Source organism: Microcoleus sp. B13-B6, from assembly GCF_036705405.1.
Taxonomy (GTDB): Bacteria; Cyanobacteriota; Cyanobacteriia; order Cyanobacteriales; family Microcoleaceae; genus Microcoleus.
Genome location: NZ_JAUBUJ010000033.1, coordinates 45,002 through 65,656, shown reverse-complemented (window position 1 = coordinate 65,656; position 20,655 = coordinate 45,002). Strand labels below are relative to the sequence as shown.

The 20,655-nt window shown below is 47.9% G+C and carries 13 protein-coding genes; 5 read left to right on the top strand and 8 right to left on the bottom strand.

Going from position 1 to position 20,655, the window contains the following annotated elements; all coding sequences use genetic code 11:
- Positions 1–5 precede the first annotated feature (5 nt).
- The 5 genes from fusA to rpsB form a co-directional block, all read right to left on the bottom strand.
- Positions 6–2,090: an elongation factor G gene (gene fusA / locus QUB35_RS16975; protein ID WP_333142973.1), complete on the bottom strand. Its 2,085-nt coding sequence runs from the start codon at positions 2,088–2,090 to the stop codon at positions 6–8.
- Between the two features lie 1,110 nt (positions 2,091–3,200).
- Positions 3,201–5,708, bottom strand: a complete 2,508-nt coding sequence (gene recG / locus QUB35_RS16970) for an ATP-dependent DNA helicase RecG (protein ID WP_333142972.1) — start codon at positions 5,706–5,708, stop codon at positions 3,201–3,203.
- 234 nt (positions 5,709–5,942) lie between these two features.
- Entirely contained in the window at positions 5,943–6,872 is a 930-nt protein-coding gene (locus tag QUB35_RS16965; protein WP_333142971.1) for a hypothetical protein, read from the bottom strand.
- Between the two features lie 303 nt (positions 6,873–7,175).
- Complete coding sequence (tsf, locus tag QUB35_RS16960; RefSeq protein WP_333142970.1) at positions 7,176–7,835, bottom strand: translation elongation factor Ts; 660 nt, start codon at positions 7,833–7,835, stop codon at positions 7,176–7,178.
- Between the two features lie 425 nt (positions 7,836–8,260).
- Positions 8,261–9,091 carry a 30S ribosomal protein S2 gene (gene rpsB, locus QUB35_RS16955; protein WP_333142969.1) on the bottom strand — a complete coding sequence of 277 codons (831 nt, stop codon included), beginning with the start codon at positions 9,089–9,091 and terminating at the stop codon, positions 8,261–8,263.
- 436 nt (positions 9,092–9,527) lie between these two features.
- Here rpsB and QUB35_RS16950 point away from each other — a divergent pair, with 436 nt between their 5' ends.
- The 4 genes from QUB35_RS16950 (at position 9,528) to QUB35_RS16935 (ending at position 14,779) form a co-directional block, all read left to right on the top strand.
- Positions 9,528–11,732, top strand: a complete 2,205-nt coding sequence (locus QUB35_RS16950) for a cation:proton antiporter domain-containing protein (protein ID WP_333142968.1) — start codon at positions 9,528–9,530, stop codon at positions 11,730–11,732.
- A 160-nt stretch (positions 11,733–11,892) separates the two neighbouring features.
- Entirely contained in the window at positions 11,893–12,555 is a 663-nt protein-coding gene (locus QUB35_RS16945) for a hypothetical protein (protein ID WP_333142967.1), read from the top strand.
- A gap of 421 nt (positions 12,556–12,976) precedes the next feature.
- Entirely contained in the window at positions 12,977–13,603 is a 627-nt protein-coding gene (locus QUB35_RS16940; protein WP_333142966.1) for a DUF3038 domain-containing protein, read from the top strand.
- A gap of 3 nt (positions 13,604–13,606) precedes the next feature.
- Positions 13,607–14,779: a DUF4335 domain-containing protein gene (locus QUB35_RS16935; protein ID WP_333142965.1), complete on the top strand. Its 1,173-nt coding sequence runs from the start codon at positions 13,607–13,609 to the stop codon at positions 14,777–14,779.
- A gap of 430 nt (positions 14,780–15,209) precedes the next feature.
- Here the strand turns inward: QUB35_RS16935 and QUB35_RS16930 are convergent, their stop codons facing one another.
- A complete protein-coding gene (locus QUB35_RS16930) occupies positions 15,210–17,198 on the bottom strand; it encodes an abortive infection protein (protein WP_333142964.1) in 1,989 nt (662 codons plus the stop codon).
- Positions 17,199–17,293: 95 nt separating this feature from the next.
- The gene (locus QUB35_RS16925) at positions 17,294–17,965 is read right to left on the bottom strand and encodes a hypothetical protein (protein WP_333108427.1); all 672 of its coding nucleotides are present in this window, start codon (positions 17,963–17,965) and stop codon (positions 17,294–17,296) included.
- Between the two features lie 240 nt (positions 17,966–18,205).
- Here QUB35_RS16925 and QUB35_RS16920 point away from each other — a divergent pair, with 240 nt between their 5' ends.
- Positions 18,206–19,141, top strand: a complete 936-nt coding sequence (locus tag QUB35_RS16920; protein WP_333142963.1) for an OmpA family protein — start codon at positions 18,206–18,208, stop codon at positions 19,139–19,141.
- 393 nt (positions 19,142–19,534) lie between these two features.
- Here QUB35_RS16920 and QUB35_RS16915 read toward each other — a convergent pair whose 3' ends face one another.
- Positions 19,535–20,644 carry an AI-2E family transporter gene (locus QUB35_RS16915; RefSeq protein ID WP_333142962.1) on the bottom strand — a complete coding sequence of 370 codons (1,110 nt, stop codon included), beginning with the start codon at positions 20,642–20,644 and terminating at the stop codon, positions 19,535–19,537.
- Positions 20,645–20,655: the final 11 nt, after the last annotated feature.

Below are 20,655 nucleotides of genomic sequence, written 5' to 3'. Positions count from 1 at the left end.
CACTACTACTTCGCAGCTTGACGCTCTTTTGCCGCCTTGATCACTTCTTCAGCGATGTTATTCGGACAAGGAGCATAGTGCGAGAAGGACATTGAGAACTGTCCGCGCCCAGAGGTCATAGTACGCAAGTCGCTAATGTAACCAAACATTTCGCTCAACGGCACATCTGCCTTGATCCGCGCTCCTGTCTGGCTTGTTTCCTGAGATTTCATCATCCCCCGGCGGCGGTTGAGGTCGCCGATCACGTCGCCCATGTAATCATCTGGAGTGAATACATCGACATTCATAATCGGTTCGAGCAACTGAGGCCCTGCTTTCGGCAGAGACTGCCGATAGGCCGCTTTGGCAGCAATTTCAAAGGCCATTGCTGACGAGTCAACGGGGTGGAAACCGCCTTCTAGAAGCGTGAATTTCAAGTCCAAGCAGGGGAATCCAGCCAAGACGCCTTTGTCGATGCAGCTTTCAAAGCCTTTTTCAACCGCTGGCCAATATTCTCTCGGCACACTACCACCGGTCACTTTTGACTCAAACTGGAAGCCACTTCCCACCTCACCAGGCTCGATCACATAGCCGATTTTGGCAAATTGACCGGAACCACCTGATTGCTTTTTGTGGGTGTATTCGTCTTCGAGGCGCTTGGTAATCGACTCGCGGTAGGCTACCTGTGGTTCGCCGACTTCTACTTCGATACCGTGGGTGCGCTTGAGAATGTCTACTTTGATGTCGAGGTGTAACTCGCCCATCCCCTTGAGAATCATTTCGCCGCTTTCTAGATCCGTCACCATGTGGAAGGATGGGTCTTCTTGCACCATTTTGGTGAGGGCTGCTCCCATTTTTTCTTCGCCGCCTTTTTGTTTCGGTTTGACCGAAATCGAAATAACGGGATCGGGGAATACCATCGGCTCTAGGGTGGCGGGATTTTTGGGGTCGCAGATGGTGTGTCCGGTGCGGACGTTTTTCATACCCACGATCGCCACAATGTCTCCTGCTTGCGCGGATTCAATTTCTTCGCGAGAGTTGGCGTGCATCTCCACCAAACGGCTGATCCGCTCGGTTTTGCCTGTGGCGGTGTTGAGTACGGTGTCGCCCTTGGACAACTTACCGGAGTACAGGCGCGTGAAGGTTAAAGCACCGTAGCGATCGTCCATGATCTTAAACGCCAGTGCCCGCAATGGCTTGTTGGGATCGACGATCGCAAACTCGCCGGTTTCCTCGCCATCAAGATCGACTTCTGGCTGCGGTGTGACTTCCATCGGGTTTGGCAGGTAGTCAACTACGGCATCGAGAACCAACTGCACGCCTTTGTTTTTAAACGATGAGCCGCAGTAGGTGGGGAAAAATGCCCGATCGCGAGTACCTTTGCGAATGCAGCGCTTGAGGTCGTCGAGGCTCGGCTCGTTGCCTTCGAGATACTGTTCCATCACAGTGTCGTCTTGCTCGACGGCCAGTTCGATCAACTTTTCGCGCCAAGTTTCGACATCCTCGACCATATCGGCGGGGACATCTTTAATTGTATAGTTCATGGGATCGCCGGAGTCATCCCAGATCCAGGCTTTGCGGGTCAGCAAATCGACTACGCCGCAAAACTTTTCTTCTATGCCGATCGGCAATACCATTACCATCGGTTTAGCACCAAGGATTTTATCAACTTGCTTGACAACGCGGTAAAAATCTGCACCGGTGCGATCGAGCTTGTTGATGTAGATGACGCGAGCGACTTTGGAATCGTTAGCGTAGCGCCAGTTGGTTTCCGATTGCGGTTCAACTCCACCCGAACCGCAGAACACACCAATGCCACCATCGAGAACCTTCAAAGAACGGTAAACCTCGATCGTAAAATCGACGTGTCCCGGAGTATCAATGATGTTGAGCTGATGCTCGTTCCAGAAGCAGGTGGTAGCAGCGGATTGAATCGTAATACCGCGCTCTTGCTCCTGTTCCATGAAGTCAGTCGTCGCCGCGCCTTCGTGTACTTCACCGATTTTGTGGATTTTACCCGTCAGTTTCAGGATTCTTTCAGTTGTGGTGGTCTTGCCAGCATCTACGTGGGCGAAGATGCCGATATTTCGATAACGAGTGAGATCTTTCATAAAAAAATTCGGGAAGTGGGAAACGAGCGTGGCTTTAGCCCGCTCGTGGAAAACGGCTCGGCGGTTTCAACCGCCGTGAATCTTTCCATTACACGGGGATTGCTAAATTCTGTGTACTTCTGTGATGTACGTTCGATGGGACAATTACCATCTCGAATAAAGCAACCCGCTCACGCATAATGTTTGCTCTTTTATGAGCCTCCCTTGCGGGGTAATGTTAGCTTCGACCTGGTTATCTGGGCTTGTTAGGCTTACAACACTGTTCCAGTGACTTTAGAACTGTTTAATTGAAAGCGACAGAGCGGAAAACTAGCTTCGCATTCTCCGGTGTCGTGACCCAAATAACGGCTGCTCTTTCGAGCGGTCTGGTCAGTACAGCTTGTAAGAGAAATCTCTTACAAGCTCAACGGCTTTAGCCGTGAGTTACTGACAATTACTGTTGAGATAAAATGCGACGAACCGTCCGCCACCACCTGCAAGCACGACAAGCGAGGAATCCATGTTGCCAGCGTGCCGCCAGTACAGGCTAGATTTTCTTTTCCCTGTTTCTGGCAGCACTACCTTAATTTTGACACTTCCTCGTCATTCCTGCGAAGGATTGTTCGTTTAATAAGTGCCCCAAGCCTGACAACTGATAAAAATACCCCTGACGAAGGGAAAAATCTTCTCCGAAAATATGTTGGGTTGAGGCACTCATTGAACAAATAGGACTTACGCATGGGGCCCAGAAACCAGGTTTTTTGACAACAAGAAGACGAGTTGGGCCCCGCACACTCGGTAAAAAACCCGGTTTCTGAGAGTCGGAGTGCGTAATTCCTGACCAATTCATCTTTTTAATACCACTTAAAAAAAATAATGCAACTTTAGACAAGCTCCAAATCCCTACAAAATCCGTCATTCTCAATTCTTTAATCTACAATCTAGCATCTAAAATGGTATTAGTTTCTGGCAAGAAACCCGGTTTCTGAAATTACTGCCTGATGTGAGTCAATCGAACCTACAATAAAAGGGCGGAGGTTCTGTCATCATAAACTGGTTTTTTATACTTTTGTCGATCGCCCTTCACAATAATCTTTCCCATAAAAACCCCGTTGCTGCGTTCAAAACTATCTAAGTCAAAATCGACCCACTCATCATCCGCTGATATCTCCGCTCCAATTCATCCCGCACCACCGGCCACTGATTCAAACTTTCATCATTCTCAATTACCATTTGAGCCGCCGCCCTCGCCAACTCCAAAACCTCCTGATCCTCCACCAAACTCGCCAACGCAAAATCCGGCAAACCCGACTGCCGAGTTCCCAAAACCTGACCAGGCCCGCGCAATCTCATGTCCATTTCCGCAATAAAAAAACCATCTTGAGATTGTTCTAAAACCTTCATTCTCTGCATAGCTTCCGCCGTTTTGGAACCGGGCATTAACAAACAATAAGAACGGTTGCTGCCCCGACCAACTCTACCACGCAACTGGTGCAGTTGCGACAGTCCAAAGCGCTCAGAATTTTCAATCAGCATTACCGTTGCATTCGGCACGTCTACTCCCACTTCTACGACAGTAGTAGATACTAAAATATCAGTTTCTTTGTCTCGAAACTTACTAATTGCCTCATCTTTGTCAGCACTGCTCATCCTACCGTGGAGCAAACCCACCTTAAACTCAGGAAAGACACTTTTTTCAAGTTTCTCTTTTTCCTCAATTGCCGATCGCACATCCAACTTTTCCGACTCCTCCACCAGCGGCAGCACCACATAAACTTGACGCCCGCTCGCCACTTCCCGCCGAATTAAATCGTAAGCTTGAATGCGTTCTTTGGCAGACAGTACAGTGGTTTGAATCGCCTGCCTACCGGGGGGGAGTTCATCAATTTGACTCACATCTAAATCCCCATGCAGCGTCAGCGCCAGCGTCCGGGGAATGGGAGTTGCCGTCATCGTCAAAACGTGAGGAGCTTCGCCTTTTTGCTGCAATTTAGCGCGCTGCTGCACACCGAATCTGTGCTGTTCGTCAATTACCGCCAAACCCAATTTATGAAAATTCACCGTATCTTGAATCAGCGCGTGAGTTCCCACTAAAACTGGTAATTCTCCGGTTTCTAATTGGTTGTGAATTTCGCGGCGCTTGGCTACTTTTGTCGAACCAGTTAACAGTTCAACAGACAAGTGCATCAAGTTAAACCAACCTACCAATTTGCGGTAGTGCTGTTCTGCTAAAACTTCTGTCGGCGCCATTAAAGCGGCTTGATAGCCGGATTGAATTGCTGCTAGCATTGCCACGACGGCGACTACTGTTTTTCCAGCGCCGACATCGCCTTGCACTAATCTGTTCATCGGTTGCGACGAAGCTAAATCGTTGAGGATGTCGTTAATTACTCTTTCCTGAGCATTAGTCAAGGCAAAAGGCAAGATTTCATAAAAATGTTCGATCAATTTGCCAGTAGGAAGGATGACTGCACTAGCTTGAGCTTTCCTTTGGGTTTGGCGGCGCTTTAAAAGTCCTAATTGCAGGTAGAAAAATTCGTCAAAAACTAAGCGACGGCGGGCGGCGGCCAAACAATCTCGATCGAGCGGAAAGTGAATATTAGTCACGGCATCGGCTAAACCCATTAAACCGTAACGCTCGCGCAAATCCTCTGGTAGCGATTCTGGCAACATTTTCGCCGCCGGCATTGCCGCCAAAATCGATCGCCTCACCGAACCAGCATCCACCCCCTCCGTCAGCGGATAAACTGGTATCAGGCGGCCGACTTTCATTGATTCGATCGCACCGCCGGAGTCGTCTAATACTTCTAACTCAGGATTTTCTAAAGTAATTCCATATTTGCCCTGCTTCACTAACCCGGAAGCTGCCAGCACCGCACCAGTACAATACTCGCGCTTTTTGAATTCTTGCCAACCGCGATTGCTGTAGCGAGGGCCTGCAAAAAAACGACTAATTTTTATCTCTCCGGTGCGGTCTTTTAAAATTACTTCTAATATGGTTAACTTCTTATTCTTGGGACTAGAAAAGCAATTGCAGCGCTTTACTTCAGCGATTAAAGTGACAGTTTCCCCAGCTACGAGTTCGCGAATTTGTACTTGCTTTGCATAGTCGATGTGGTTGCGGGGATAGTAGTAAAGCAAGTCGTATACAGTATATAAACCAAGTTTGACCAAGCGGTTGCCGTTGGCGGGGCCGATGCCGGTGACGCGGGTTAACTGTTGGTCGAGAGTCAGGCTTGGTGGTGCGGCGGCTGTACTCAGGGGTGCTGTTCGGGGAACGGAAACTGCTGGGGCGGTTGGTTCAGAAGCGTTTGCGGGTCTGACTTGTGCTACTTGTTCTTGCTGGTGGCGAGTTTCTTGTTCCCAAACTTGCTCCATTTGCCTCAAAAAACTGACCGTCATGGCGATCGAATGCTGGCGCTGTTCGAGATCTTTCTGAGGGTAGATGTCAAATTCAGCAGCGAGTTGTCTGGCTCGATCGCGCGAAGAAGCCGCCACAGAACCTGCCAACTGTCTCAAACTCAGGCCCAGAAACTCGCTGAAGCGGTATTGACTGCCTTGGATGTCGTTAAATCCGCGATCGGCTTCTACTGAAAGAGCTTTTTGCAATCGCTGCCATTCTGGTTGATTATTAGTCATCAGTCATTAGTTATTAGTCATTAGTTATTAGTCATTAGTCATTAGTCATTGGTCATTGGTCATTAGTCATTAGTCGTTAGTCATTAGTTATTAATCATAGCTCAAGAATTCCCGACAACTGACAACTGTCAACTGACAACTGACAACTGACAACTGACAACTGCCAACTGACAACTGACAACTGACAACTGTCAACTGACAACTGTCAACTGACAACTGACAACTGTCAACTGACTAATCTTCAAACCAACTCGATCGCCAAGCCGACTCAGCCTCCACCACAGCGAGTTCCCGCTGCTTTTTCTGATAATCGCGACCTAGCGAGTTCAACTTTACTGACAGGTTACGAATTTGCTGGCGCCAAGCCGAGGTTGCCGCATCGGCAAACTCTATTTCCGACAGCCGCAGTTTAATCGCTGTAATGTGCAGCGCCCTACTACCAAAGGTTGCTGCCGCCAATTTGCGCGATGCTGATGAGGCATCGGTTTCAATGATTAAGTTTAATAAGTTAGGCGGTCCGGCCACACTATCGCCGGAGGATTCAGCTTGAGAAGCAGCTTCTAGAATCGGTTCTGGCAATTGACTCGGCAAGATTCCCGACTGTTGCAGCAAGCGGTTGGTGTCGCGAGAAAGCAGCTTGAGTATATGGACGATCGACTTTTCAATACTATTTTGCCAGCGTGCCAAACTTTCTGGGGAATTGGCACTTGGCAATTGATAATTTGCCAATGAAAATAGATAGTTAATGGCGGAAACTGGGTTTTTTTCCTTTTCGTCTTCTTCGTCTTCTTCGTCTTCCTCTTCGTCTTTGTCGAAGTCGTCTTCGTCTTCCTCTTCGTCTTCCTCTTCGTCTTCTTCTTTCTCTATTTCTTCCTCTGCTTGTGATTCAGTCACCAGCGATCGCAATTTTTCCTCCGACGCCACAGCCAAAGCCCTTACAGACTGCTGCATTTTTTGCCGCCCATCGAAGGACAACTTGAGAAACGACTCCGGTACGGCTTGAGTGCAAAGGTGATAGCAAGCCAAAATTAACTGCTGCCGCACCGCTTGTCCCAACGCAGTTAAATAACCTTCGTAGGTACTGCGAAACTCCAAATTCAAGGCTGCTAAAGCCTCTTCGAGTCCTGCCAAATCTTGCTCTATTCTCTCTCTTGGTCGCACCATATCTCTCGTATAAAATTAAAATAGGACTTATATCATTTCCGGTAACACCGGAATGATGTTGACTGTTGACGGTTGACTGTTGACTGTTGACGGTTGACTGTTGACTGTGAACTCTAATTTACTATTCCGATGCTAACGGATTCGATATTACGCAAGTTTTCAATTTTTACGCTGTCTCTAGTAGTAAGGTTTGCCCACCCTACAAATATAGCTGTCGATAAGTCCTATAAAAATTAAAAATTAAAAATGCAAAAAATTGATTTTTCACATTTTTAATTTTTAATTCTAAATCTTAATTTGGGATTACTGAGCACCCATTTGGGCTGCAACTTCATCGGCAAAGTTAGCTTCTACCTTTTCAATGCCTTCGCCCAAGACAAAACGCACGAAGCGGCGCACTTGGACATTTTCTCCAATTTGGGCGATCGTTTGTTTCACCAACTCTTCCACCGAGATATTCTGATCTTTAATAAAAGGCTGATCCATCAAAGATAACTCTTTCATGCGCTTCTCAATCCGCCCTAGAACAATCTTTTCTTTGATGTTCTCCGGCTTGTTGCCCAAGTCATCCTTGCCCATTTCAATTGCCTTTTCTCTTTCGACAACTTCGGCGGGGATATCTTCAACTTTCACGTATTCCACATTCGGGCAAGCTGCAATTTGCATCGCAATATCCCGCACCAACTTTTGGAATTCTTCGCGACGTGCCACAAAATCTGTTTCGCAGTTAACTTCCACCAGCACTCCCACGCGGCCGCCGGTGTGAATGTAGCTGCCTACAAGCCCTTCTGAGGCAACTCGTCCACCTTTTTTACCTGCCGAAGCCAGACCTTTTTTCCGCAGCCACTCAATGGATGTTTCCATATTGCCTTCGTTTTCAACGAGGGCTTTTTTGCAGTCCATCATGCCCGCGCCAGTTTTTTCGCGCAGTTCTTTAACAAGTTTTGCAGATATGTCCGCCATCTTCTTTAAGTTCCCAATCAAAATTAGTTATTAGTCATTAGTCATCAGTCATTAGTCATCAGTCATTAGTCACTAATTTTAATGTTAATGATTAGACCAGAGTGAAGAAATACCCAGTCGATATTAGTACCGACTTTGTAGGTGTAGCGCCAGAATTAATTCTGGCCCTGACACAATGAATGCTTTTGCCAGAACTCTACTAATGACTTAGACTCGTGCTATAGCAATCCTGGCATCATTTCTGAATTTCTTACTCCCTCCCCGCGGGTTCGGGGAGGGCTGGGGTGGGGTAAAAAATTTACGACTCCTGCAAGGATTGCTATATGTACAATTAAAAATTAAAAATATCCAACTAAAAATAATAATTATTTTTAATTTTCAATCTTTAATTTTTAATTTCCTGGTGTCAGATTCCGAGGGCAATACTAGCTCTCGGTTTCTTCGCCGTCGGCCTCAGCAGCGTCGTCGGGATCTACATAATCGGGGTCATCCAATTCTTCGATTTCGACATCATATTCAGCGCCTTCGTAACCACCTTCGTAGTCGTAGTCTTCATCAGAGTCGCCGCCCTGCTGACCGTGACGACCTTCGTAGATGGCATCAGCCAACTTGCCGACAATCAGCTTGATCGATCGAATAGCATCGTCATTCGCCGGAATCGCAATGTCAACCAAATCCGGGTCGCAGTTGGTATCCAACAGAGAGACGATCGGAATTCCCAACTTTTGGCATTCCAACACCGCATTATACTCGCGGCGTTGGTCTACCAGCACCACTCCGTCGGGAATCTTCCGCATAGATTTAATCCCGCCCAGATATTTCTGGAGTTTTGCCATTTCTCGGCGCAGTACCGAAGCTTCTTTTTTCGGCAACAAATCGAGGGCGCCGATTTCCTCGCGGCGCTCCAAATCCTTGAGGCGCTCCACGCGGGACTTAATCGTCGTCCAGTTTGTGAGCATTCCCCCCAGCCAGCGCTGGTTGACGTAATAAGCACCGCAGCGTTGAGCTTCTTGGGCTACAATCCCGGCAGCTTGGCGCTTCGTACCCACGAACAAAAACTTTTTGCCTTTTTCTGAGGCAACTCTCATGTATTCGTAGGCGTCTTCCATAAGCTGAGCGGTTTGCACGAGGTCGATGATGTGAACCCCGTTGCGCTCTGTAAAAATGTATGGAGACATTTTCGGGTTCCACCGACGGGTTTGGTGTCCGAAGTGAACCCCTGACTCTAACATTTGAGCCAAACTGACTACTGGCATTGTATTTTTAACTCCTAATTCGGGTTAATCCTCCACCCGGTCGTATTTCTGAAGGTTTGCGCCCTAGAAACACCCGAAAACCCGGATGTGCGAATTTAAACAACTTTTCTAGTTTATCACAGCGCGCGCTACTTTTGCTGACAATTCTGATATCCGTAGGGTTGGCTTGGCACCCGGAGATGAGATTTAGTGCGCGGGTTGAGTGCGGGGTACGCACGCTGCGGTTAAAGTTACTTGCAAGCGCTTCTAAAAAACGAAAAATCCAGGTGGGAGGTTGCCAAAGCCTTTGTTCGCTTGTGAGAGAATGGCCTTGTTGGTTCACCTCTGGTGCCTTCTACCTTCGATCGAGCTGGTATCCATTTTTTTCGATCGGCAATTCAGTCAGCTTTAGTACCCTGCCCTCTCCATCCGCAAAAATCCCAAAGCTAAAAACGCCATGCCCATACCCATTCTCGTTCTGCTTGAAGTTCTAATTGTCATCGCACTTTCGAGACTTGTAGGTTTAGGATTTCGAGCGATCAAACAACCTCAAGTCATTGGAGAAATTGTAGCAGGAATTATGCTTGGGCCTTCTCTATTTGGCTTAGTTGCACCTGATTTAGCAACAGCCCTTTTTCCAGCCGAGGCCGTTCCCTTCCTCAACGTGTTGTCTGAGGTGGGGCTGATATTTTTCATGTTCTTGATTGGGTTGGAACTGAATCCCAAGTACCTCAAAAGCAATTTAGATATAGCGATTTTAACTTCCCACGTCAGCATTCTAGTGCCGTTTTCCCTGGGAAGCTTGCTCGCACTGCTGCTGTATCCTATCGTTTCAAATAATAGCGTTTCCTTTACCGCATTTGCTTTGTTTTTGGGCGCTGCGATGTCAATTACGGCTTTTCCAGTGCTGGCAAGAATTATTACAGAACACAACTTGCAGAATACCAAATTGGGGACGCTGGCCCTGACTTGCGCTGCGGTAGACGACGTGACGGCGTGGTGTTTGTTAGCGGTGGCGATCGCAGTTACTCGTACTAATTCGATGATCGGTGCTTTGCCGACAATTATTGAGTCTTTAATTTACATCGGTTTCATGCTGACTGTAGTCCGCTGGTTCTTGCAGCGACTTTCCAAACAGTACAACCGCACCGGCAGATTAACACAGTTAGTGCTGTCTGGAATTTACATGGGAGTTGTAGCTTCTGCCTTAATTACTGAATGGATCGGCATTCATTTAATTTTCGGTGCATTTTTGCTGGGTGCCGCCATGCCGAAAAATGCGGGATTAACCAGAGAATTAGCCGAAAAAACCGAAGACTTTGTACTAATATTTCTGCTGCCAATATTTTTTGCTTACAGCGGCTTGCGGACTGAAATCGGCTTGCTCAACAGTCCCGAATTGTGGCTGCTGTGCGCCGCAGTTTTAGGAGTGGCAATTATCGGCAAGTACGTCGGCACTTACGTTGCGGCTAGAGTTTGTGGCATCAGCAACCGCGAAGCTTCAGCGCTGGGATGGCTGATGAATACTCGCGGTTTGACTGAACTAATTGTGCTGAATATCGGTCTTTCCTTGGGGGTAGTTTCGCCGCTGCTATTTACGATGTTAGTCATCATGGCTTTAGTGACAACTTTTATGACTTCGCCTCTGTTGGAGTGGACTTATCCAAAACGGTTAATTCGGTTAGATATTTCAGAAGTTAACTCTGAGGATTCAGAATTAGAGGATTTAGAAATGGCTGACAGCACCGAAGAAACTGCTAAGAAATTGCTGCCAACTTATCGAATTTTAGTACCGGTTGCCAATCCCAGCACGCAGAAAGGTTTACTGCGACTAGCCGTAGCGCTGGCGCAGCCGGCTGCTGGTATGGGTGGTGAGGATTTACAGTCGGCGGCGGTTCATCCTCTGAGTTTGATAGAATTAAATGATGACTATGCCTTTGAAAGTACGCCTGCGGAAGCCGATCGCATTATTCAAGAGCGCCGCTCGAAATTATCAGAATTGATTGATAGTTTGCAAGTGTCCGATGCGAGAAAATTCGTACATCCCATCATTCGGGTTACTAATGATGTAGCCAGGGAAACGGCACAAATTGCGGAAATAGATCGCGCGGATTTGATTTTAGTAGGATGGCACAGGCCAACTTTTAGCAGCAACCGTTTGGGAGGACGTGTCGGCCAAATTCTCAGCAACGCTAAGGTGGATGTAGCAATTTTTGTTGACAGAGGCCGAGAAAGGTTGAATAACTTGTTAGTACCTTACGCGGCAAACATTCACGATGATTTGGGGTTAGAATTGGCGCTGAGACTGTTAGTTAATAGCGAGGAACGCCGTTTGACGGTGCTGCGGGTGGCGGTTGGCGGGGAAGCTGAAAACAATCTGAGTTACGAGTTTCAGCGAGTGATGGATCAGTTACCGGTTGAGGTGCGATCGCGAATTGAAACTCCGATTGTGGAGGCTGCTGAGCCAATTCAAGCAGTGGTGGCGGCTTCTGCTAATGCTGATTTAACTATTGCGGGTACGAGTCGGGAGTGGGGAATTGAGCGCCAAACTTTGGGACAGTATACTGATGAATTGGCTGTGCAGTGTCATTCTTCGCTACTGATTGCGCGGTGCTACGTTAAAGTGCGATCGCACTTGGCATCGGTACTTCCTCAAAGGTAGTCAGTTGACTGTTGACTGTTGACTGTTGACTGTTGACTGTTGACTGTTGACTGTTGACTGTTGACTGTTGGCAGTTGACTGTTGACTGTTGACTGTTGACTGTTGACTGTTGTTATTAGTTATTGGTTATTGGTTATTGGTTATTTGTGAGTTAGTATCAATGCCCAATGCCCAATGCCCAATGCCCAATGCCCAATGCCCAATGCCCAATGCCCAATGCCCAATGCCCAATCCCCAATGCCCAATCCCCAATGCCCAATGCCCAATGCCCAATGCCCAATGCCCAATGCCCAATGCCCAATTATTAATTACCAAGATGATGAATCATTTAAGCCTCAAATCACTGGCATTTTACGGGATTGCGATCGGCTCAGTTGCACTGCTGTTTAAAGTAGTAACTGCTTACGGCGAAACAAATTTAAAGGCGGCCCCGGCAATTGCGGGAACTTATCGCTTCGATCCTAAAAATTTGCCCGAATGTCTGAATTCTGATGTTTTGGAATTGACAATCGAGCAATCGGGTGTTTATTTAAGCGGTAATTTGCGATCGGGCAGCAGGGAGGGCAGGGAAAAAACAGGCGAGGAGAAACCTTCTCTATTTGGTAAGTGGGAAACTCAAGGATTGAACTTGTCGGGTGCGGTTCCTAATTTAGCGGGTTGCAGCGACTCCACAGCAACCGGTCAAAACAGTTCTGTTAAAATGCGCGGAATTGTGGAGCAAGAAACCCTCAAGGGAAAAATTAGTCTAACTGATAAGGCGGCGGCTACTGATTTTACGGCTCAAAGAGAAGCGGCGGTGCAACGCCAGAAGCAGGAACATTGATTGATCCCAATAGAGAATAAGAAAGGGGAAATGGGTAATTCTTTGTCGCTTTCTGACCGAAAGCATCCAGGATACAAGCCGCCGGATTCATCCGTCCAGAAATAAAAAACCTGTATCCGATGAAACTTGCCCCCCGGATTCATCCGTGGGGTCAATGCTTCAATCTAAAATCTAAAATCTAAAATCTAAAATCGATTGACTCTTCCCTTCACCCCACGCGAAGCAAGGAATCACAAAGCGGCGGCGGGGGTAGGAGAGTGGGCGATCGAACTCTCGCCGGAGCTCGCCCGCGACGGTCGGTTGCTGCTAGATTGAATATATATACATAAAAGTCAACGATCGAAATAAAGTATCCCAGAGAAGTTCTTGGTTGAGAATTTGTCTTGCTCAAGACCCCCCCTGCCCGTATAGTTTGTTTGGAATGGATGTTGCCGTGATCTTAATGCCGTCAGAAACTTCGCTTACCCAGTCAAACCCGTTAATTTTAGACAGTTTGCCAGACTTGTCGCCCTCCGATGGGGGATGTCCCCGCCGAGCCAGATTGCAAATTGACTTGATGTTGCTGGCGATCGAAGCCTTGTATCTCGGAGGTGCGGAAGAAATGCTGGCTGTGTCAAAGGACCTGGAATTGGGATCAATTATCAAAAATCGGGTTGCCCTTTGGCTGATGCGTAATACTAACCCGCTGAGACGCTATACCCAGCGCCGCTCCCTTACCATTGTGGAGGCAAAAGCGCTGGTGGCGATCGCCTGTAATATGGCGCGTAAGTTAACCGCCACAATTCGGCAGTTGCTGCTAGACTCCCAGCAGTTGCGATCGAAAAATATCCCCCTCAACCAGAACCAGCCGCTGGCGGAGTATTTAGAACGCTTTCGAGCTCACTTTCGATCGCGCATGAACCCCAAGCGATCGCTAGTTGCAGCTTACGATTCCGACGACAAGCTCAACGAACTAGCTTTGAACTTGTTGAGCAAGCTGCTATTTTGTACAGGCACAGCCGGAATGCAGCGCTTCTGGGTTAGCCTGTTTGATGGAGAAGTTGAATAAAAAATGACTATTAGGCGTCAGTACAGTCTGCCAAATTGCACCCTGGTTCTAGAAGGGTTGAGCGATGGATCGGCAGCCAGCCAGTTAGATATACGGCCGGTGCTTTCCATACTAATGAGCGCTGAATGCTATGTGAACGGTCTCCGCGAGCCTTTAAGCGGGGGACGAGACTTTTTTGAAAGCTTGGTGAGGGCCGTCAGCAGCTACGCTCAAGAATTTATGAGCGGAGTGCATTATCCCGATCGCTACGGCCCGAATTTGGGTATGGTACAGTTGCACAGAATTGACGGGAATTTGCACCGGTTGACCGTTCTACCCGCCTCCACAGGCAGCCCACCCCAAATCGATCAAAAAACAGAACTGTCGGCAAAAGTTGATTTGACGACGGTACAGCTATTTGACTTGGTAGAGGCGATCGATCAGTTTTTTGCCGACACGCAGACGCTGCCGGAATTGTCGCTGCAATTAACCCCAATTTCCAAGCGTTACGTCAAGTCGGCCGAACCTTTGGCGAAGCGGACTTTGCCCGCTGTCGTGGGCGTGTCGAGTTTGGCTTTGGCTGCGATGGCGTTTTTCTTGGTGCCGGTGCCGGAAGTCCAACGTCCGAGAGATCCGGTGCGGCAGCCGAATCCAGCCGGCCAGAATCAGGGGACGGCGAATCCGGGTGGATCGGGTTCGCCTAATCCCAATCCCACGCCTCCTGCTGACGGTTTGCTGCCTGGGACTCAAACTCCAAACGCTGAATCGCTTTCGCCGACTCCGAGCCCCGCGCCGCAGCCGGACGCTTCACCGTTGGCCACACCGCAGTCGAGCACTTCGCCGGAAAGCACGCCCACTCCTGTTGCTGAAGGTTTGGCAAGCCCAGAGGTGGGCGCGGTGCCAATTACCGATCCAGGGCAAATTGAGCTGTTGAGGGGCAAACTTTCCCAGCAAATTGACGGAGTTGTGAAGGATAAGCCTCCGGTTGATGCGGAGTTGGTTTATCGGGTGAGTGCGGCCCAAGACGGGGCGATTGTCGGTTACAAGCCGGAAAATTCGGCAGCAGTCGATCGATCCGAAACGCCTTTGTCGGAGTTGCTTTACAAACCTGTTGGCACCAGGCCACCTGCGGAACCGCTGGCTGATTTCCGCGTAGTTTTGGCACCGGGTGGTAAAGTTCAAGTCACTCCTTGGTAATGGTTGATTGTTGACTGTTAACGGTTAAGTGTTGACTGTTAACGGTTGACTGTTGACTGTTGACTGATACCAAATCCCGCTTAAATGCTGCCTCATACCATGTCCGATCGATCGCGCATAATACAATTGCCGGGGCGGGTTTTTGAGATTGTCGGTTTTTAGCAAATATTGTTGGTGAACCCGCCCCTACAGGAATCAGGCTAATTGACCGGACATGATATCAATCTCTTAGTCTGGGGAGGCAGACTTGGTTTTTCTAGTAGCGATTTAAATCGCCGAATCATCTACAAACCGGTTGCTGATTAGACCTCTTGCAAAAGTCCTTTTCATAAATTTATTGGACGGACTCTTCGGCCCATCCCACAAGAAAAAATAACTCTTGTGGGACGGGCCGAAGAGCCCGTCCTAGTTATTTTTGCAAGAGGTCTATTCAAAACCCTGTCGGTGCGATCGGCTCAATATCTGGGTCAAATCCTCCGACTTGATTTGTGCGAATTATCCACAAAAAAGCTCCTTGTTTTAATAAAACTTTGGCGATTTCATCTTGGGTTCGCCTCGGCAGCATTGTTCGGTAACTAATAGCAGCTTTTATCAGGGTTGCTATACCAGCAAAAAAGGTTTTTTTTAGTTCAGAATCAATCCCCGCTAATCTCGAATTTTTCCGCCAATCTGGACGGACAATGCCGAGGGGCATTAATACTTTTTCTAAACTCTCTCCTAAAGCTACTAATTGGTGAAACCTTTGGGTTTGTGCGTCGGTGGGATGTGTTTTCAACCAGTCTTGAATCTGAGGATTTGACTCTATTTCGGAAGTGATTTTTTTAATTGTCGCGTAAATTGCCTGACTTGAATCTTGGACGCAAGAAGTTGCTGGCGTGACTAAACTTGCGCCGGTGCCGTCTCCGCTGCGGTAGCGGGCCATCATGATATCTAGTTGCTGGTTTAATTCGGTTAAAGGCGACAAGGTTATGCCGTCAAAATCGTAGTCGCAACACACGCAGTCTAATTTACAGATGATATCGCAAACCGGGCGATCGCCCAACCAGCCGCGCTGCAAGTCTCCCATGTAGCTTTGCCATTTGCTGGAACCGGCAACAATTCCGTCGGGATTGTGGGCGTAAACTTGTTTGTATTCTATGTCAAAACGCAGTTCGCTGGTAAAGCGATCGCGCACTACTTTTGCTACTCCGAAAGCAAAATGTCCGGTGACAATTCCCAGCGGTGGCCGTTCGCCTTTTTTGCCGCCGATACCCCCGAAACTGTGAATCACTATCCCGATATCTCCTTCTTGCCAAGGAGAGATTGAAGCGTTTTCTGTAGCCTCATTCGGGGTTAACAATACTCTTTTTGCTTGCCCTTTTTGGGCTGGTGTATTTGCCCAATTTTGGCTGCTTAAATAATCGAGAGATTTTTTTAGTCCGAAATGTGTTTCATCTGGGATTAATTGAGCAATTTTGCGGGGTTCGATTGCCTCCACTACAAATATACTGTCTTCGTCTCTTTCGCCGTAAATGTACCAGCCGTCTGGATTTAATGGCGATTTTTCGATCAGGTGATTGGTAGACCTCGCTACGCCATGTTTGTCTGGCTGTACTTGGGGAATCCGAATGATTTCGGCGGCGCCGTCAAATTGTTGAGATGTTTTGTTGAAATGCCGGACAATGAATTTGTCGCTGTCGGGTTCTTTTCGCTGTAAAAGTGTGACTAAGGCGCAGAAACGTCCGATAATTTGTACTGGTTCGCGATCGATCGTGAGTTCCTGGCGATCGCTGCTGCTATAATGAATCGCAATCACCGGTCTTCGCAGCATCACAGTCACGCTGTCTTCGAGTCGGGTGCCTGCTAGAGTTTCTAAAGGGCCGACATTTCGCCAACCGTTCAATCTATCTGGATGGATGTTGCCAGATTTTTGACTTTTTTTAGTTTCTTGTGTAAAGTTTATATCTTGACTGACTGCGTGGACAAAAAACTGTACTTCGCGATTTGTACTCCATTTTAAAAATGCTGTTTTGCCAATAAAGTTATTATATTTTTTGGGTGCATTTATTACTTCAAAAAACACGGTACCGTAGGGCTGGCGCTGTTCATGTGAGGGCAAAATTAAGCGCCCGTGCCAAAGAGCGATCGGCTTGTAGAGATAGGCAACGGATGCTGAATTATCGCAAATTATCTCCGGCTGAAGCGCTGCTGAAATATCGCTTTTGCCTCCAAAAATAGTAGCAGTTAAATTCCCGTCACTTTCTACGAATCGGGGTTCTAAAAACAAGTTTTCTGGTTCGGAAATATTAGCGGTTGAATTGCCCGTATTTCGGGTAAACGAGCGTATAAAAAAAGGGCGGTTTGCCTCCAATTTCGCTTGCAACCAATTAATGAAAATCCGAATAAAAATAAAAGCTGTTAGACCGGAAATAACAGCCATAACTATCAGCGCCAGCGTCAAAATGAATTGGTTGAAAGACTGACCTGACACTAGAAAAATTGTGGGCCATATCCAAGAAAATGCCGCCATAATATCTAAAAACGAGTTTTAGGTTCGATCCAGTCTGTGCTGGCTTGACTGCCGAAAACTAGGGGTTTGTCCTCGGTGACTGCTACGGTTTGCCCTGTCATATCCACTGCACAAAGAGGCCAAGATCGATCGCCCAAATTGCCTGCGCGGAACAGAACTTGTCCGGGACAAACTTGACTCCAACCCAACAATACAGCATGAGTGTAAAGACTGCGAGCGGGAGCAACTGTATAAGTGTAATTATCATTTTTGTCCCAAATGACACCGTAGTCGGACATATCCGAAGAGTTGAAAAGTGCTTCAAATTCGCGGGCGAGAATGCGGGAACCGTCTTGATTCCAAGAAACAGGCACTAAAATGGCGATCGTCCCGGACATATCTGTATCATCGCTAGCATACATCCCACTTTCGGCCAGGGGCGAAGCAGCCGCCACTGTTTGCAGTTCCCCGGTTTTGAGATTTTCCACAAACATGACGCTGCTAACCCGACACCGGGAGAATTCCGGCTGTACTTGCAACTCAATTCGACTGTAAGCTGCGTATTGGCCGTTAGTTGATACTAGGGATGGACTGCGATAATAGCGGAGGCCTGTGCCGGCAGTGGAGCTCACTTTAGCATGAGTGGCACTAATCCATTCCCAAGGAACGGGATAAGGGCTATTTAAAGGGTCAGTCATCGGTTTTTTTTCCAAAAGTTTTACTGAATTATCCAACAGATTCAGGCTGGCACGCAACGGACTAGAAACCCGGTTTCTGCCTCGATGCTTCGCCACTAAACCCCAGATTTATATAAACCGGGTTTCTTTTTTAGATTTTAGATTGGAGGCCAAATCTCAAATCTCAAATCTCAAATTTCCAATCGGATAGGTAAGATAGTATCGAAATTAATGTGGTCTGTACACCGAGAGGGATGAAATATGACGCGATCTTTTAACCAAAAACCTTCAATCCCCCCCACTCGCGTCTCCAAGTCGCGGGGAAAAGGTTTGCTTTTACTGTCGCTGATTTTTCGACTGCTGCTGCTGGGGGTGGGCAGCGGTTTTGCGTGGGTTTTGGGGATGGCGATCGCTCAAATTTATCCGTCAGGCGCGACGGAAATGCCGCTGGCAGAGAGATTGCTGCGTGGAACTCAAAATTTGACCTCCAGCCCGAAACGCGCCCCAGCAACGCCAATTCCGGCGCTTCCGCCACCAACCGCTACACCAAGTCCCCAGTCAACAGTCAGTCCTGCCCAGAGAGAGAAATTGCTGTCAGATTTGAGACAGTTGCAGGGCGAACTGAACGCGCTGATTGGTCGCACGGCGGCTTTGGAGAGTCAGTTGGGCAGCAGCCGCCCGACGGAAACTTTGGAAAAGCGTTTGCAGTTGATGTCGCGGGAATTGGCGGGGCCGGAAACGGCGACAAGTCCTGTTCCTGCTTTACCGGCGATCGGCAGCAGCCCCAGTCTGAACCCTGAAACGGTGAATACTGCCCCACAGAATGCCAATAATCCGGTGTTTGGGGGGGATGGGCTGATGGTGACTCTGCCCAGCGATGTTTTGTTTGATACTGGCAGCATTTCTTTGCGCGCGGGTACTAATGCGATTTTGGACAATTTGGTGGCGGAGTTGGGCAATCACGAGGGGGCAACTGTGCGGGTTGCGGGCCACACTGACGACGCGGGGGAAGCGGCGGATAATCGCAATGTGTCGTTTGCGCGGGCTCAGGCTGTGGTGCAGTATTTGTCGGGTGTACTCGGTCAGAAGTATCATTGGGTGGCGATCGGCTATGGGGAAAGTCGCCCTTCGGTAGACAATAGTTCGGATACTAATCGGCAGCGCAACCGCCGCATTGAAGTGGTAATTAATCCTTAGTTTTTAGTCATCAGTCATCAGTCATTAGTCGGCAGACTTGTAGATACTGTTGAAGTGTCAATGGTAGCGATCGAATAATTGGAGTCATATCACATCCGGTTGAACCGGAATGATTTAACCGCAGAGGACACAGAGGACGCAGAGGAAGAGAAGAGAGAGATGAATAATTCCTATGCCAACGGATTTGATATCAAACGGCTTCTGGGATGTTAAAATTGCTGTTGTGAATTTAAGATCAAACCTGGCAACTACGGAATTATACCCAAGTACGAGTGTCCCCGCGATCGGTCACGTAAGCGCTGAACTCCGAAAATTATTATTCCGATGCCAACAGAAACGATATAAATTGTATGTTTCAATTCCCTACTCCCCTTCTCCTTTTCTCCCCTGCTGTCACGCCGAAGGTGTAAGAGGTGGCAAGTCAGAATTATTTTTAGCCCGATCTATTGCCTCTCGATGTTCACTCCTAAGTTTCGGTTTTAAATACAAGTTCTCAATCAAAGCTGCTACTCCCGCAAACCAAGGCGGCACAATGACTGCTCCAATAATTCCTAATACTTGAACGCCTCCCAAGACAGACAGCAATTGATATAAAGGATGCACACCAACTGAGGAACCAACCAGCAAAGGATCGAGGACGTAAGTTTCCAAGTTCTGGATGATTACAAATAACAGTAATACCCACAAAAGTACCCAGCCACCTTTAGCTAATGCTACGATTAATGCTGGTACTGCTCCCAATACTGGGCCGATGAAGGGAATCAAGTTGGTAACACCTGCGATCGCACCCAAGCCTAAAGCAAATTCCGGCATTCCCAAAATGCTCAAACCAGTGGTAATAAATATCCCTAAAATACCCGAAACTAACACTCGCCCGCGAATATAGCTCCCCATTCTTTGACCAATTGGCGCCACTTGTGCGGCTAATCTTCCGTCCCAAGGTTTCGGGAAAAACTGCACCAAACTTTTAATTAATGTGTCGCTGTCCGCAACCATGTAACCTGAAATAAATAATGCTAAAACTAAGCTGAAGAAACCGCCGAGAATGCCTCTCGTTAAACTGTACGATCGCAAAACCAGTTGTTGACTCGATCGAATCAGCCAATTAGTCAGCGATTGAGTGTCCACCAGACCCACCAAGGTTGGGGCATCGTCGCTCAAGCGACTCAATACATTAGTTGCCACAGTTCGCAAACTTTCGACATAAACTGGTAACTGCCGCAGCAGTAACTCTATTTGTTCGATGACTGTGGGCCCGATTAACACTACCGTCCCACTAAATCCGCCGATGAGAGTTAAATAAACCATAATCACCGCCAGCCAGCGGGGAACCCGCATCGTTTGGGCCCAATTCACGATCGGGACGATCGAAGCAGCCAGCACAACTGATATCATCAGAATTACTAGCAGGCTCCGCAATTGCCACAGCAGCACTAGCAGCAAGGACGATGCTACAATTAGCAGCAAGTTAGGTAAAGAAATGGTAATCCGCTGTTCTGACATGATTATTCTGA